This is a genomic window from Nocardia asiatica NBRC 100129 (assembly GCF_000308415.1).
Taxonomy (GTDB): domain Bacteria; phylum Actinomycetota; class Actinomycetes; order Mycobacteriales; family Mycobacteriaceae; genus Nocardia; species Nocardia asiatica.
Window position 1 is genome coordinate 1 of the sequence record NZ_BAFS01000169.1, and the last position, 14123, is coordinate 14123.

Annotated in this window: 14 protein-coding genes; 5 read left to right on the top strand and 9 right to left on the bottom strand. The window is 67.3% G+C overall.

Annotated elements, in window-relative coordinates; translation table 11 throughout:
- The 4 genes from ON27_RS15870 to ON27_RS41280 form a co-directional block, all read right to left on the bottom strand.
- Window positions 1–309, bottom strand: a 309-nt coding sequence (locus tag ON27_RS15870; protein WP_043726951.1) for a DUF58 domain-containing protein, incomplete at its 3' end; no start/stop codon positions are given.
- A gap of 32 nt (window positions 310–341) precedes the next feature.
- Window positions 342–1520, bottom strand: a complete 1179-nt coding sequence (locus ON27_RS15875; RefSeq protein ID WP_043726953.1) for an AAA family ATPase — start codon at window positions 1518–1520, stop codon at window positions 342–344.
- Between the two features lie 133 nt (window positions 1521–1653).
- Window positions 1654–3075 carry an NlpC/P60 family protein gene (locus ON27_RS15880; RefSeq protein ID WP_043726956.1) on the bottom strand — a complete coding sequence of 474 codons (1422 nt, stop codon included), beginning with the start codon at window positions 3073–3075 and terminating at the stop codon, window positions 1654–1656.
- Window positions 3076–4202: 1127 nt separating this feature from the next.
- Window positions 4203–4721 carry an Rv1476 family membrane protein gene (locus ON27_RS41280; protein WP_083887608.1) on the bottom strand — a complete coding sequence of 173 codons (519 nt, stop codon included), beginning with the start codon at window positions 4719–4721 and terminating at the stop codon, window positions 4203–4205.
- 289 nt (window positions 4722–5010) lie between these two features.
- Between ON27_RS41280 and ON27_RS15885 the strand changes: the two genes are divergently transcribed.
- Both ON27_RS15885 and ON27_RS15890 read left to right on the top strand, forming a co-directional pair.
- The gene (locus ON27_RS15885) at window positions 5011–7830 is read left to right on the top strand and encodes an aconitate hydratase (protein ID WP_043726959.1); all 2820 of its coding nucleotides are present in this window, start codon (window positions 5011–5013) and stop codon (window positions 7828–7830) included.
- A 307-nt stretch (window positions 7831–8137) separates the two neighbouring features.
- Complete coding sequence (locus ON27_RS15890; protein WP_043726962.1) at window positions 8138–8704, top strand: TetR/AcrR family transcriptional regulator; 567 nt, start codon at window positions 8138–8140, stop codon at window positions 8702–8704.
- Window positions 8705–8750: 46 nt separating this feature from the next.
- On the opposite strand, the gene ON27_RS15895 is transcribed toward ON27_RS15890, so the two are convergent.
- Window positions 8751–9545, bottom strand: a complete 795-nt coding sequence (locus ON27_RS15895) for a hypothetical protein (RefSeq protein ID WP_043726964.1) — start codon at window positions 9543–9545, stop codon at window positions 8751–8753.
- Window positions 9546–9698: 153 nt separating this feature from the next.
- Entirely contained in the window at window positions 9699–10208 is a 510-nt protein-coding gene (locus ON27_RS15900; RefSeq protein ID WP_174377847.1) for a MarR family winged helix-turn-helix transcriptional regulator, read from the bottom strand.
- 70 nt (window positions 10209–10278) lie between these two features.
- On the opposite strand from ON27_RS15900, the gene ON27_RS15905 reads away from it, so the two are divergent.
- From ON27_RS15905 to ON27_RS15915, 3 genes are all read left to right on the top strand, one after another.
- Window positions 10279–10782, top strand: a complete 504-nt coding sequence (locus ON27_RS15905) for a cupin domain-containing protein (RefSeq protein ID WP_043726966.1) — start codon at window positions 10279–10281, stop codon at window positions 10780–10782.
- A 396-nt stretch (window positions 10783–11178) separates the two neighbouring features.
- Window positions 11179–11634, top strand: coding sequence for a hypothetical protein (locus ON27_RS15910; RefSeq protein WP_043726969.1), 456 nt, complete (start codon window positions 11179–11181; stop codon window positions 11632–11634).
- Window positions 11635–11678: 44 nt separating this feature from the next.
- The gene (locus ON27_RS15915; RefSeq protein WP_245559969.1) at window positions 11679–12608 is read left to right on the top strand and encodes an MvdC/MvdD family ATP grasp protein; all 930 of its coding nucleotides are present in this window, start codon (window positions 11679–11681) and stop codon (window positions 12606–12608) included.
- On the opposite strand, the gene ON27_RS15920 is transcribed toward ON27_RS15915, so the two are convergent.
- The 3 genes from ON27_RS15920 to ON27_RS15930 form a co-directional block, all read right to left on the bottom strand.
- The gene (locus ON27_RS15920) at window positions 12602–13174 is read right to left on the bottom strand and encodes a dihydrofolate reductase family protein (RefSeq protein ID WP_086007489.1); all 573 of its coding nucleotides are present in this window, start codon (window positions 13172–13174) and stop codon (window positions 12602–12604) included. The genes ON27_RS15915 and ON27_RS15920 overlap by 7 nt on opposite strands.
- Before the next feature lie 81 nt (window positions 13175–13255).
- Window positions 13256–13486, bottom strand: coding sequence for a helix-turn-helix domain-containing protein (locus tag ON27_RS44770; protein WP_043693584.1), 231 nt, complete (start codon window positions 13484–13486; stop codon window positions 13256–13258).
- A gap of 81 nt (window positions 13487–13567) precedes the next feature.
- Window positions 13568–14123: ATP-binding cassette domain-containing protein (locus ON27_RS15930; protein ID WP_157227209.1), on the bottom strand; the 556-nt coding region annotated here is incomplete at its 5' end.

Below are 14123 nucleotides of genomic sequence, written 5' to 3' on the forward strand. Positions count from 1 at the left end.
GGCCGACAGATCGACCACCATCCAGGTCTCCAGCTCCCGGTCGGCGATCATCTGCCGCACGTGCGGATGGGTGGTGCGGGCGGTGACCGACCAATCCATCTGGCGGACGTCGTCGCCGGGCTGGTAGGCGCGCGCCTCGCCCGGCTCGGAGCCGGGCCCGGGGATGAGACCGAGATGGTCACCGTGCAGCACGCCGTCGAGCCTGCGGCGCACGGTGAGTTCGAGGGTCTTGAGCGCGACCGTGAGCCTGGGGTCGGTCAGCTCCCCTGCGTGGAAGGACGGCGGTGCGTGCGACGACGACATCGGCATTGGCATTGGCGCAACCGGATCCGATGCCGCGGTCACTTCGGCGGGACGGTGCCCGCGGGCTGGGACTGCTGCCCGTTGGGCGGCTGGGGCACCACCTGCTGCTGCGGCGGCTGCGGAATCTGCTGCTGCGGGGCGCCCTGCGCCGGGGCGGGTGCGCCCGGCGCGACCGCCTGCGGGGCGACCTGCGGCAGGCCGACCGTCTGCAGCACGCGCTTGATCACGTCTTCGGGGCTGATCTCGTCGGCGAGCGCGTCGTAGGACAGCACCAGGCGGTGACGCAGCACGTCCGGGATCACTTCCACCACGTCCTGCGGCACCACGTAATCGCGGCCGCGGATCAGTGCGACCGCGCGGGCCGCGGCGATGATGCCCAGGCTGGCGCGCGGCGAGGCGCCGTAGGAGATCCAGCTGGCCACGTCCTGCATGCCGAATTCGGCCGGCTTGCGGGTCGCCGCGATCACCCGGACCACGTAGTCGACCAGGGCATGGTGCACGAAGGTGTTGGCCGCGACCTTCTGCAGGCGGATCAGGTCCTCCGGCTCCAGGATCCGGCCGGCCTCCGGCGGGGTGACGCCCATCCGGTAGATGATCTCGCGCTCCTCCTCCACGGAGGGGTAGTCGACGACGACCTTGAACAGGAACCGGTCGCGCTGCGCCTCGGGCAGCGGGTACACGCCCTCGCTCTCGATCGGGTTCTGCGTCGCCATGACCAGGAACGGGTCGGGCATCGGGTAGGTCTTGCCGCCGATCGACACGTGCCGCTCGGCCATCACCTCGAGCAGCGCCGACTGCACCTTGGCGGGCGCGCGGTTGATCTCGTCGGCGAGCACGAAGTTCGCGACGACCGGGCCGAGCTCGGTGTCGAACTGCTCGCGGCCCTGCCGGTAGATGCGGGTACCGATGAGGTCGGTGGGCACCAGGTCGGGCGTGAACTGGACGCGGGCGAACGAGCCGCCGACCACCTTGGCGAAGGTCTCCACAGCGAGGGTCTTCGCGATGCCGGGAACGCCTTCGAGCAGGACGTGACCGCGTGCGAGAACGCCGACGAGCAGTCGTTCGACCAGGCGGTCCTGGCCCACGATCACCCGCTTGACCTCGTAGATCGCTTTCTCCAGGGTCTGGACGTCACGCTCGAGGGTGCTGGGCGTGGAGACCGGCGCATCCTTCGCCGAGTTCGCTCCGCTCACACCGTCCGTCGAAGTCACCAACATCCCCGCTTTCGCCTTGGTCCTGTGCGTGCTGCCCCAACTATTCCAGGTAATCACCGCCTGTGCCGCAACCGGACCCGACAGAATGGGAATTCCGCGCGATCGCAGCCCGGCGCGACACCCGGAATGTCCGGAATCAGGAGACTATGCGCACCGCGAACGGCATGATGCCGCCCTCCCGGACCGGGGACACCTTCACCACGTCGCCGGATTCCGGCGCCTCCACCATCTTCCCGTCGCCGAGGTACAGGGCCACGTGCTGACTGCCGTTGGGCCCCCAGAACAGCATGTCGCCGCGTTCGCGATCACCGACCGGCACGCGGGTGCCCGCGTTGTACTGATAGCCGCTGTAGTGCGGCAGCGAGACGCCGATGCCGGCGAACGCGTAGACCATCAAGCCCGAGCAGTCGAAGCCGACCTTGTCGTAGTCGCCGTGGCGGTCGGCGACGCCGCCGTCGCGGATGCCGAGCGTCGGCCCGTCCTCGTCGCCGCCGCCCCAGGCGTAGGTGACGCCCAGCTGCGACATCGCGCGATCGACCACGGTCTCGATCGCCGACGAGCCCCCGGCCGACGGCGAGTTCGGCCGGGGCGTACCGCGGCGCGGTGACGGCGCGTCCTCCAACTGGGTGTGCGGGCGCTTGCCCGCGCCCAGTTCGGCAGCGCGATCCTGGGCGGCGCGGTCGGCGGCCGCACGGGCGGCCGCGGCCGCGGCGGCGGCGCGGACCGCGGCCTCCTCCGCTCTGCGCAGCGCATCCCAGGCCAGGTACGCGTCGCGCTGGTCCTGCAGACCCGCCACGTTTCGCCGCGCGTGGTCCAGCCGCCCCTGCGCGTCCTGGCGCAGGCGCAGCAAGTGGTCGCGCTGTGCGGCTTGCCGGTCGAGTTCCGCCTTGGCCGCGGCGACCGCGTTCTCGGCGTCGGTCTTGCGTGCCGCCGCCGCGACGGCGGCCACGTCCGCGTCCGCCTTCGCCTTGCGGGCGCTGGAGTTCTTGTTGCCCTGGTCGATCTGCGCCCGCCGCAGGCCGTCGAGCACCTGCTGGCGGTTCTTGGAGACCAGGTCGAGCAGCTGGGCCCGGTCCAGCGCGACCGCCGGGGTGGCCGCCGCCGCCAGATAGGTGACCATCGAATCGGAACCGGGGCGGGTATAGACCTGGGTGGCGAACTGGTCGAAGTTGCGCCGAGCCTGACCGACCTCGACCGCGGCGTCGGCCAGCGCGAGCTGGGTGTCGACCACCACGGCAGCGGCCGCGTCGGCGGCCTCGCGCGCGCTCTGCAGGTCGACCAGCGCCTTGTTGACATCTTCCCGGCGCTGCGCGACCACGCCGTCGAGCTGCCCGAGCTGGTGGTCGACCACGGCGACCTGGTTGATCAGGGTGCCGACCTCGGCCACACCGGCGTCGACCTGCGCGCCCGCCTGGGCGATCTGGCCGTCGCTGGGATTCGGCGGAGCAGGCGGCACGGCGGCGACCGGCCCGGTCGTGACCACTACAGCGACCGAGATCAGCAATCCCACAGCGACCAATAGTCGGCGGCGGTATGCCAGCGCGCCGGTGTTGCGCATCACACCTCCAAGGGCCGGATTCCGGTAATCCTCGCGGGCATCAGGCGAACCATGACGCACTGTGGTCGACAGATGGCCTCTGGAAACACATATTCCCCATCAGGCACCATTCGAACCGTAAGACACTTACGTCACCGACGAAACAACATTCACGCAACTATGCGGTTCGCGTTCACCAATTGCTAGAAGTTTGCTATCTGCGCCGAAGGGTACGGTGTGGCATAACAGACCAACCGTTCGGAAAACTAGCTCAACAGGAACCAGCAGCCCTGGTTGTCCCCCATATCCGCCAGCGACAGTCTTCGCATCCAGCGAAGGGGGACGGACTCGCATGCGTGCGAAAGCGGTCATCGAGCGGTGGAGGATCGACCTGGACACGGAGGCTTGGAGATCGAGGGGCTGCAGCCGATCACGTCGGGAAAGCTGCGCTTGGCCCGAGCTGGCGTAAGTAATGTGGCGACTCGTTTCCGCTGCCGCCGCTCACAAGGACGCCGCGGTACACCGAAGTTCCCACAGTCCGGCGACCGCGAGAACTCGACCACGGCTCGAACAGGGTTGCACGCGAACACATTTCATGGTCAACTGGACCACGATCATACGAATCAAGGGGGATCTTCATTCGAAAGAATATGCGTCGCCGAGGACGGACTCGCCCACCCCATACACACTGCATGTGAGCACAGCCCTGGGGTGGGATGCGGTGCTTACCCTCCGGTGGCGATAAATCATTGTGCACCGACGACAACTCACGGCGCACGAGGCATTTCGATACCTCCGGCCAGTACCGGAAAGAAAGTAAATGATCAAGAAAATAGTTGGTGTAGCGTCAATATCCATAGCCCTGATCGCAGGACTTCACGGCACCGCATCCGCCAGCAACCGAAGCGGACCTTACACGGACCGGGACGGGCACAGCGGAAAGTCATTCTGCCAGGGTGACCGCGTCGGCCAGTATGCCAACACCAGCGAATGCTACGAGGACCCGGCGGGAAGCGGCCAGTGGTACTTCGACATCGGCCCGCGTCAGCCGGGACGCTAAGCGGACCAGCGGCCCGACGAGCCTGACAAATGCACGGTCAAGGCTGCCATTCGACGAATGGCAGCCTTGACTGCTCATTAGTCGAGATTCAGGGCGCGGATTCCACAGACCTGCGAACCTTGACCATGTGCAGTCCGGCCACCGCGAGGACAACTACTGCCAAAATGATACAAGTAATCGTGGTCCACGAAATTGCAGACTCCGTTTTCAAATCGTTCACAAAATCCTGCGCCGCCTGCGCGGTAGTGGCATGAGGGGCCTTGGCGGCATCTTCGGCCCGCTCGAGTCGATATCGTGAAATAGAATCACTGTACGTACCAGCCCAGTCACCATTGAGTACTACGACGGTACCGTGCCGCACTTCACCGACAGCGGTTGCCAGATCACGCAGATTGGCTTGCTCAGCGGGTCGGACTGGAACGACTACGATGCTAAGTGGCACGCCATGCTCACGCGCCTCTCGTGCCACAGAGGCCAAACCGGATTGATCGCGCTCGGGCGCGCTTACGTCGTTGTCCGCCAGATCGGACAGGATGCTGCGAAGATCGACATTCGGCGGGATGCCCGCAGCCATGGGGCTGAACACTGCTTCGTACAATATGGTCATCTTTCATCCGGTCTGTCGAGCCGCACTGCGGGCGACGGGCATTCACCAGCCTTCATGGTGAGCGACGTGCTGACTGGGCGCACCGACGGGCCGGAAGGAACAATACGCGATCTGACCGAGCAGCAGTTCTTCTCACCACGCCGACGCCCCCCTTGCTTCACAGGACAAGCGTACTGTTAAGGTCGTAGCCGCGAGGAACCGGCGCTCGAGCGACGCCGGAGCACCTCCGAAGACTCGGTCGCCGGCACAGCCCCGCCGGCGACCGCCCGCACAGACGAGTGGAGCTGACGTGACGACAAGTATCGATACTTTCGGCGCCAAGGGCACCCTCGAGGTGGGAAGCAACTCCTATGAGATCTTCCGCCTCTCCGCCGTGCCCGGCACCGAGAAACTCCCCTACGCACTCAAGGTCCTCGCGGAGAACCTGCTCCGCACCGAGGACGGCGCCAACATCACCGCCGATCATATTCGCGCCATCGCGAAGTGGGATCCGTCGGCGCAGCCGAACACCGAGATCCAGTTCACGCCCGCCCGCGTGATCATGCAGGACTTCACCGGCGTGCCGTGCATCGTGGACCTGGCCACCATGCGCGAGGCCGTGGCCACCCTGGGCGGCGACCCGGACAAGGTGAACCCCCTCGCCCCCGCCGAGATGGTCATCGACCACTCCGTCATCATCGACGTCTTCGGCCGGGCGGACGCCTTCGAGCGCAACGTCGACATCGAATACCAGCGCAACGGTGAGCGCTACCAGTTCCTGCGCTGGGGTCAGACCGCGTTCGACGACTTCAAGGTCGTCCCGCCCAGCACCGGCATCGTGCACCAGGTCAACATCGAGCACCTGGCCCGCGTCGTCATGGTCCGCGACGGCCAGGCCTACCCCGACACCTGCGTCGGCACCGACTCGCACACCACCATGGTCAACGGCCTCGGCGTGCTCGGCTGGGGCGTCGGCGGCATCGAGGCCGAGGCGGCCATGCTCGGCCAGCCCGTCTCGATGCTGATCCCGCGCGTGGTCGGCTTCAAGCTGACCGGCGAGATCCAGCCGGGCGTGACCGCGACCGACGTGGTGCTGACCGTCACCGACATGCTGCGCAAGCACGGCGTGGTCGGCAAGTTCGTCGAGTTCTACGGCAAGGGCGTGGCCGAGGTGCCGCTGGCCAACCGCGCCACCCTGGGCAACATGAGCCCCGAGTTCGGCTCCACCGCCGCGATCTTCCCCATCGATGACGTGACCGTCGACTACCTGCGCCTGACCGGTCGCTCCGACGAGCAGGTCGCGCTGGTCGAGGCGTACGCCAAGGAACAGGGCCTCTGGCACGATCCCGACACCGAGCCCGCCTACTCCGAGTACCTCGAACTGGACCTGAGCACCGTCGTGCCGTCCATCGCGGGCCCGAAGCGGCCGCAGGACCGGATCCTGCTGTCGGAGTCGAAGATCGCCTTCCGCAAGGACATCCACAACTACACCAGCGACGCGGAGAGCGGCCCCGCCGCCGACACCCCGCACAGCAAGCTGGACGAGGCCGTGGAGGAGTCCTTCCCGGCGAGCGACCCGGCCGTGCTGTCCTTCGCCGACGACGGCGCCGAGTCGCTGGTCTCGGCCGCCAACGGCGCCGAGGGCCGCCCGTCCAAGCCGGTGACGGTGCGCAGCGAGGAGTACGGCGACTTCGTGCTCGACCACGGCGCGGTCGTGGTCGCCTCGATCACCTCCTGCACCAACACCTCCAACCCGTCGGTCATGCTCGGCGCGGCCCTGCTGGCCCGCAACGCCGTGGAGAAGGGCCTGGCCCGCAAGCCGTGGGTGAAGACCTCCATGGCGCCGGGTTCGCAGGTCGTCAACGGCTACTACGAGAAGGCCGGCCTGTGGCCGTACCTGGACAAGCTGGGCTTCAACCTGGTCGCGTTCGGTTGCGCCACCTGCATCGGCAACACCGGCCCGCTGCCGGAGGAGATCTCGAAGGCGGTCAACGACAACGACCTCACCGTCACCGCGGTGCTGTCGGGCAACCGCAACTTCGAAGGCCGCATCTCCCCCGACGTGAAGATGAACTACCTGGCCTCCCCGCCGCTGGTCATCGCCTACGCGCTCGCGGGAACCATGGACTTCGACTTCGAGAACGACCCGCTGGGCAAGGACACCGAGGGCAACGACGTCTTCCTGAAGGACATCTGGCCCTCGCCGCAGGAGATCCAGGAGACCATCGACCGGGTCATCAGCCGCGACATGTTCCTCGAGGACTACAAGGACGTCTTCCGGGGCGACGAGCGCTGGCGCGGCCTGCCCACGCCGGAGGGCAAGACCTTCGAGTGGGATCCGCAGTCCACCTATGTGCGCAAGCCTCCGTACTTCGAGGGCATGCCGCAGACTCCGGAGCCGGTCACCGACATCAAGGGCGCCCGGGTGCTCGCGCTGCTCGGCGACTCGGTCACCACCGACCACATCTCCCCGGCGGGCAACATCAAGCCCGGCACCCCGGCCGCCCAGTACCTGGAGGCCAACGGCGTCGAGCGCAAGGACTACAACTCCTACGGCTCGCGCCGCGGCAACCACGAGGTGATGATCCGCGGCACCTTCGCCAACATCCGGCTGCGCAACCAGCTGCTCGACGACGTCTCGGGTGGCTACACCCGCGACTTCACCCAGGACGGCGGCCCGCAGGCGTTCATCTACGACGCGTCGCAGAACTACCAGGCCGCGGGCATCCCGCTGGTCGTGCTCGGCGGCAAGGAATACGGGTCGGGCTCCTCGCGTGACTGGGCCGCCAAGGGCACCAGCCTGCTGGGCGTGCGGGCCGTGATCACCGAGTCGTTCGAGCGCATCCACCGCTCCAACCTCATCGGCATGGGCGTCATCCCGCTGCAGTTCCCGGCGGGCGAGTCGGCCGCGTCGCTGAAGCTGGACGGCACCGAGACCTTCGACATCGAGGGCATCACCCAGCTGAACGAGGGTGTCACCCCTAAGACGCTGAAGGTCACCGCGACCAAGGAGAACGGGGACAAGATCACCTTCGACGCGGTCGTCCGGATCGACACCCCCGGCGAGGCGGACTACTACCGCAACGGCGGCATCCTGCAGTACGTGCTGCGCAACATGATCGGTGCTTGATTGCGCCGCCTTCGGCGGCGCGTGTTCGCGCCCCTGAAGTCTCGTGTTCGCGCGCCCGAGACTCGCGCCTGCGGCGCATGCGCTTCGGGCACGCGAACACGAGACGGGCGCGAACGTCGCTCGTAAGACTCGCTCCCCGCGGAGTTGTGTCAGCGCAAGCGGCGGGTCCACGAGCACCGGGTTGTCAGTGCTCTCGGCACCGCAGGCATGGTCGCCAAGATCACTGTTCGCCTCGCTCGTACTGTGAGAACCCCCGCATCGGTGGACCGTCGATGCGGGGGTCCGTGTTTCCCCACTGGAGGATTCCGTGCCCAAGGTCAGTGATGATCACCTCGCCGCCCGGCGCAGCCAGATCCTGGACGGCGCACGCCGCTGCTTCGCCGAATACGGCTACGACGGCGCCACCGTGCGCCGCCTCGAAGAGGAGATCGGACTGTCCCGGGGCGCGATCTTCCACCACTTCCGCGACAAGGACGCGTTGTTCCTCGCCCTCGCCCAAGAAGACGCCGAACGCATGGCCGACGTCGCGGCCAACCAGGGCATCGTGCAGGTCATGCGCGACATGCTCGCCCATCCGGAGCAGTTCAACTGGCTCGGAACGCGTTTGGAGATCGCGCGGCGGCTGCGCACCGATCCCGAATTCCGCGCCGGCTGGACCCAGCGTTCGGCCGAGCTCACCGCGGCCACCCTGGCCCGCCTGGAACGCCGCAAGGCCGCGGGCGCGCTGCGCGACGACGTGCCCACCGACGTTCTGCTCGGCTACCTCGACCTCGTCCTCGACGGACTGATCGCGCGGATCGCCTCCGGGCACACCAACGAGAACCTCTCCGCCGTGCTGGATCTGGTGGAGGCCTCGGTTCGCCGCAGGCACTGAGGGCCGCACCCCGCAGCAGCGGGGTGCCAGTACCCGCGACGAGAGCTCAGTACGTCGTGTTGATGTATTCGGCGGCGTGGGTCGTCCACGGGACGTTCGTCCCCGGCATGTGCTGGTGGTTGTAGAGCACGTGCTGGCCGTAAGGCCAAGGGGTGAGGTAGCCGACGACGCCGCGGACCGCTTTGGTGTAGCGGTCGAGATTGCCGATCGGATCGCGCAGCAGGATTTCGAGCAGTTCGGCGAAGATCAACGGCGCGACGTCGCCGATGCGGGCGCCCTCGACGAAGGAGAACGGGGAGATGCCGACCCCGATGATGCGCAGCGGCGAATTGCCGGGCGAGGCGGTGATGATGTCGCCGGGGTTGGCGTACTCGCGGACCGCGACCGAAGCGGGCCATGCTCCACGCTGTCCGTGCAGGCCGAAAGTACCCAGCGGGCAGAGGTTCCCGACCGACTGCCCGGCACGGCGCAACGGGTTGGCGATGTTCACCACGAACGCGATCTCCAGCGGCGTGCCGTCGGTGTTCTTGTACTTCCCCGACTGGACGCCCTCCAGAATCCGGCTGGCGCAGATACCGCCGAGCGAATAGCTGAGCAGCCCGCAGACATTCGGCGAGTCCTGGATCGCCTTCACCCCGGCGGCGATGCCGAGCCGCACCGACGTCTCCAGCGAAGGCCCCCAGACCTCCGGCACGGGACCCACCGAAGCAGGCCAATCCGGTTCGAAGTAACTGAACGCATCGGTGTCGAGTAGTTTCGTGACGTCGTGCAGCATGCCCTCGGGCGTTCCGTCGGAGTTCCGCGGCTCACCGGTGCCGCGGAGAGTGATGATGTCGATCATCGTGGCCTCCTTGCACAATCGCACCGAAACTTTCGGCACTCTTCCACGGTAAACCCGTGCGACCGGCGAGCGCGAGTGTCGAGCAATCTCAGATCGCCTCGAGTTTCGCCTTGTAGAACGGGATTCGGTGGATTGCGACCCGGGTGAGCAAACCTACTGGGCGCCCGGTTCCAGACTGCTCAGCAGAATTCGCGCAATCCGGTCCAGTTCCCGCCGCTCTCCTGCGGTGAGCACGGACAGCATCCTGGTCTCGTTCGCGGTGTGCGCGGTCACCACGGTGTCGACCAGTTCCCGTCCCGCCTCGGTGAGGGCGACTCGAACCGCCCTGCGGTCCTGCGCGTCAGCGACCCGCCGCACCAGTCCCGCCGACTCCAGCCGGTCCAGCCGCCCGGTCATGCCCGCCCGGGAGAGCATGAGCGTGTCGGCGAGTACCGAGGGGTTCAGTTCGAACGGCTCACCCGAACGACGCAGTGCGGCAAGGACATCGAACTCGCCGCGCTGCAGGCCGTGCCTGCCGAACACCGCCTCGATCTCGCGCTGCGTCACCAGCAGCAGCCGGCTCAGGCGGCCGACCACTCCCATCGCCTCCAAGTCGAGGTCCGGCCGTTCGCGCTCCCACTGCGCCACGATCGCGTCGACGGCGTCCGCTTTTCGCTCGATCATGGACAGGATTCTATTCGTCAGGATATAGTTCGGTACCGAATTATTAATTGACGAACTAAAGGAGATCTCCATGCCCCCTTCCGCGCCCCGCAAGGACGTCGCGATCCGGCAGCCGCAGGACGCGGAAGTCTTGCGCACGACATCGGTCACCCTGCGCCTACTGATCGACGCCGACGAGGCAGGCGGCGGGGTCAGCACGCTCGAGGTCGCCATGGATCGCGGCGCGGACGGCGCGGCGCCGCACTATCACACGCGTTCGGACGAGCTGTTCTATGTCGCGGAAGGCGAATTGCAACTGCTGGCCGGGGACCGGATCGTCACCGTCGGCGCGGGCGGTTCGATCGTGGTGCCGAAGTTCATGCCGCACGCCTTCGGCGCCGCGCCGGACAGCACGGCGCGCATCTTGATCGCGCTCACCCCCGGCGTGCAGCGATTCGAGTACTTCCGGTTATTGGAGCGGATCGCCGCGGGCGAATCCACGATGGCCGATCTCGCCGCCGCGCAGGACGAGTTCGACAACCACTTCGTCGATGCCCCGGCGTGGTGGGCGGAGCGCAACGCGCACCGGGACTGAACGCGCGGCTCTCGGACCTCTGTCAGCGCAACCGGATCGGAGGGAGGAGATCACGACGCACCCCGCATACGGACCGGGGAAATGCGATGTCGCACACCGAAGCGCCGCATCCGGTCTCCGGTCCGCGACGCTCGCGGACGCGAAAGTACAGATGCACAGCCGCCAATATCGGGCTATGGACGCCGGCCCGCGGCCGGTCGGATTAGCTCGACGATTGCGTTGTGGACCTTTCCAGGCTACCGGAAATCTTTCGGTACTCGGCGCTTATCGATCGGAATTCGGTTTGCCGCAGGCCGGGAAATATCGCGATCCGATCCGGCGGCGACCCTTGTCGCGATATGATCGCTCACACGCTTGGGGGTCGTGGCAAATCGTGAGCAGATCGGAGAAAAGGCTATGACCGACGCAATCCGCCTTCCCGGGACGACGCCGCCAGGTGACCGCGTTCCTCCGCTCCAGGGACTGCTGGTCGCGGAATCGGACCGCGAGATCAGTGTGCGCGTCGCCGAGGGAACGTGGACGTTCTGTCGGTCCGATGTCTTACGAGTGGTCGATTCCGCAGTGCCGCAGGCCGATCAGGACGGCCGTCCGGTACTCGTGGACATCCGCGCCGGCGCCACCGCCGACTTCACCCGCAGGCTGCGCATCGACCTGGTCGATCGGCCGATGACCATTCCGGAGTCGCCGTCGGCGGCGCTCGGCGACGACCAATTGCGCCTGCTCACCGAAATGTGGGCCGACCGGCTGCAACTCGTCGATTGTCCCGGCGCGGGCGGGGCGACGTACACCTACTGCCAGACCAGGTCGATCGACGGCAGCGACGACGGCATCAACTGCGACAGTCTCGACTGAGCGGCAGGCGGATGGCCGCACGCCGGCGGAGTTCGGTCTTGATCGTGTCCGAATCCGATGATCTACACGCCACCGCGATGGCGGCGACGTTGCGAGAACACCACGGGATCGGTCCGATCCAGCTCGACCTGCGTGATTTTCCCCGAGAGTCCGGCAGCTTCCGGTTGGACCGGCACGGCACCGCCCGCTCGCTGTCACACCTGATCGGCCTCGACGACGTCCGATCGGTGTGGTGGCGGCGCCCGCACCCGGCGCGGGTGCCCGCGGGTGTCCGCGCGTCGGACAACGATTTTCGCCAGGCCGAGTGCGACGGATTCATCCAGGGCCTGCTCTGGTCCATCCCCGCGTACTGGGTCAACGACCCGGGGGCCGACCGCACCGCGGGACGCAAGATCGTGCAGCTCGAGACGGCACTGCGGGCCGGTTTCGCGGTGCCGGAGACGTTGATCACCAACGACCCGGACGAGGCGCGCAGCTTCGTCGAATCCCGGCCGGGCCCGGTCGTTTACAAGCGCACCGGCACCAGCCGGGCGGAGTTCGCCGAGACGAGGATCATCGCCAGGGACGATTTCGCCAGGCTGGCCGCGATCCGTTCGGCGCCGACCACCTTCCAGGACTACGTCGACGCCACCTGCGATCTGCGCGTGGTGTGGGTGGACGGCGTCGAATGGACCGTGCGCATCGACTCCCAGGCCGGCGTGGGCAAGGTCGACTCGCGTCTGGACACCTCGGTCGATTTCACGCCCGACCACCTGCCCGCCGCGGTGAGCAAGTCGCTGGCCACCCTGATGGGCGCGCTCGGACTGTCCTTCGGTGTGCTCGACATCCGGCTCGGACGCGACGGCGAGTACTACTTTCTCGAGGTCAACCCGCAGGGTCAGTTCGCCTACCTGGAGATCAAGACCGGACTGCCGATCTTCCGCAGCCTGGCCAATCTGCTGGTGGACGGCGACGGCACGGTGGCGGGCTACTGAGCCCGGCGATATATCTGCAACAGCACACCCGAGCTCCGGAACGCCACACTGTCGACCAGGCGCAGCCGTCGCGGCTCGACGCCGCCGAACAGCGGCAGGCCCGCGCCGAGCAGCACCGGAAACACCAGCAGCCGAAGCTCATCCACCGCATCCAGGCGCAAGAACTCCTGCGCGGTGCGCAGACCGGCGAACACCACCACCGGCCTGCCGGGGGCGTTCTTCAGCTCCGCGATTTCGGCGGGCAGGTCCGCGCCGATCCGGCGGGCGGGCTGCCACGGCAGCTCCAGATCCGGACGGTGCGACAGCACGAACTTCGGCAGCGCGTTGACCAGCGGCGCGAGCATCGCGTCCCCGGGCGTCGCCGGATCTGCTTGCGCGTGCGGCCAATACCCCGCGAGCAGCTCGTAGGAGGTGCGCCCGAAGATCTGGGCGTCGACGCCGCCGAGCAGCTCGGCGAGGTAGGCATCCAGTTCGGGGTCGTCGACTTCGATCCAGTCGAGCGCTCCGTCCGGGCCGGCCGCGTAGCCGTCCAGTGTCACCATGATCTGCAACAGCACGTTCCGCACCGCGAGGTTCCTTCCGTCGACAACCTGTCCCTACTGTGTCGACGGCCCTCGCGGCGCGAACTCATCGCGCCGTCACAGCGTCTATTGGACCTTGCGGCGATTGGCTCCACCTCGGCTGCGGAGCTGCACATGCGACTCCACCAGCACGTTGTGGATGAAACCGTAGGAGCGGCCGGTGGACCGCGCCAGGGAGCGGATGCTCGCACCCGCCTCATATTGTTTCTTCAGCTGGGTTTGTAGGCGATCGCGTGACTTCCCGGTGACGCGTGTGCCCTTGCCCAATGGGGCCTTACTCTGTGGCCTGTCGCTCATGGCTTCCTCCGAGTCGCCGAGCAGCGTCTTTCCAGGCTAAGCACTCAGCTGGCCGTGATCAACGGGTTCCTGTGATGAAACTCACGCGAGCTGAATAAGTTCCAGGTATTCGGCCGACCAATGGTCTTCTGTCCCGTCCGGAAGCAGGATCACGCGTTCCGGAGACAACGCCTCCGCTGCGCCCGGGTCGTGGGTCACCAGCACCACGGCGCCCGCGTAGGTGCGCAGGGCGTCGAGCACCTGCTCTCGCGACACCGGGTCGAGGTTGTTCGTCGGCTCGTCGAGCAGCAGCACGTTCGCCGCCGAGGAGACCAGTCCGGCCAGCGCCAGCCGGGTCTTCTCACCGCCGGACAGGGTGCCTGCGGGCTGGTCGAGCTGCGGTCCGGAGAACATGAACGCGCCGAGCAGTCCGCGCAGATCCTGCTCGCCCGCGTCCGGCGCGGCGTGGCGGATGTTCTCCCACACGGTGGCGTTGTCGTCCAGCGTGTCGTGCTCCTGGGCGAAGTAGCCGACCTTCAGGCCGTGCCCGGGCACCAACCCGCCCGCCGTCGGCTGTTCGACGCCCGCCAGCAGGCGCAGCAGCGTCGTCTTGCCCGCGCCGTTGAGCCCCAGCACCACCACGCGGCTGCCCCGGTCG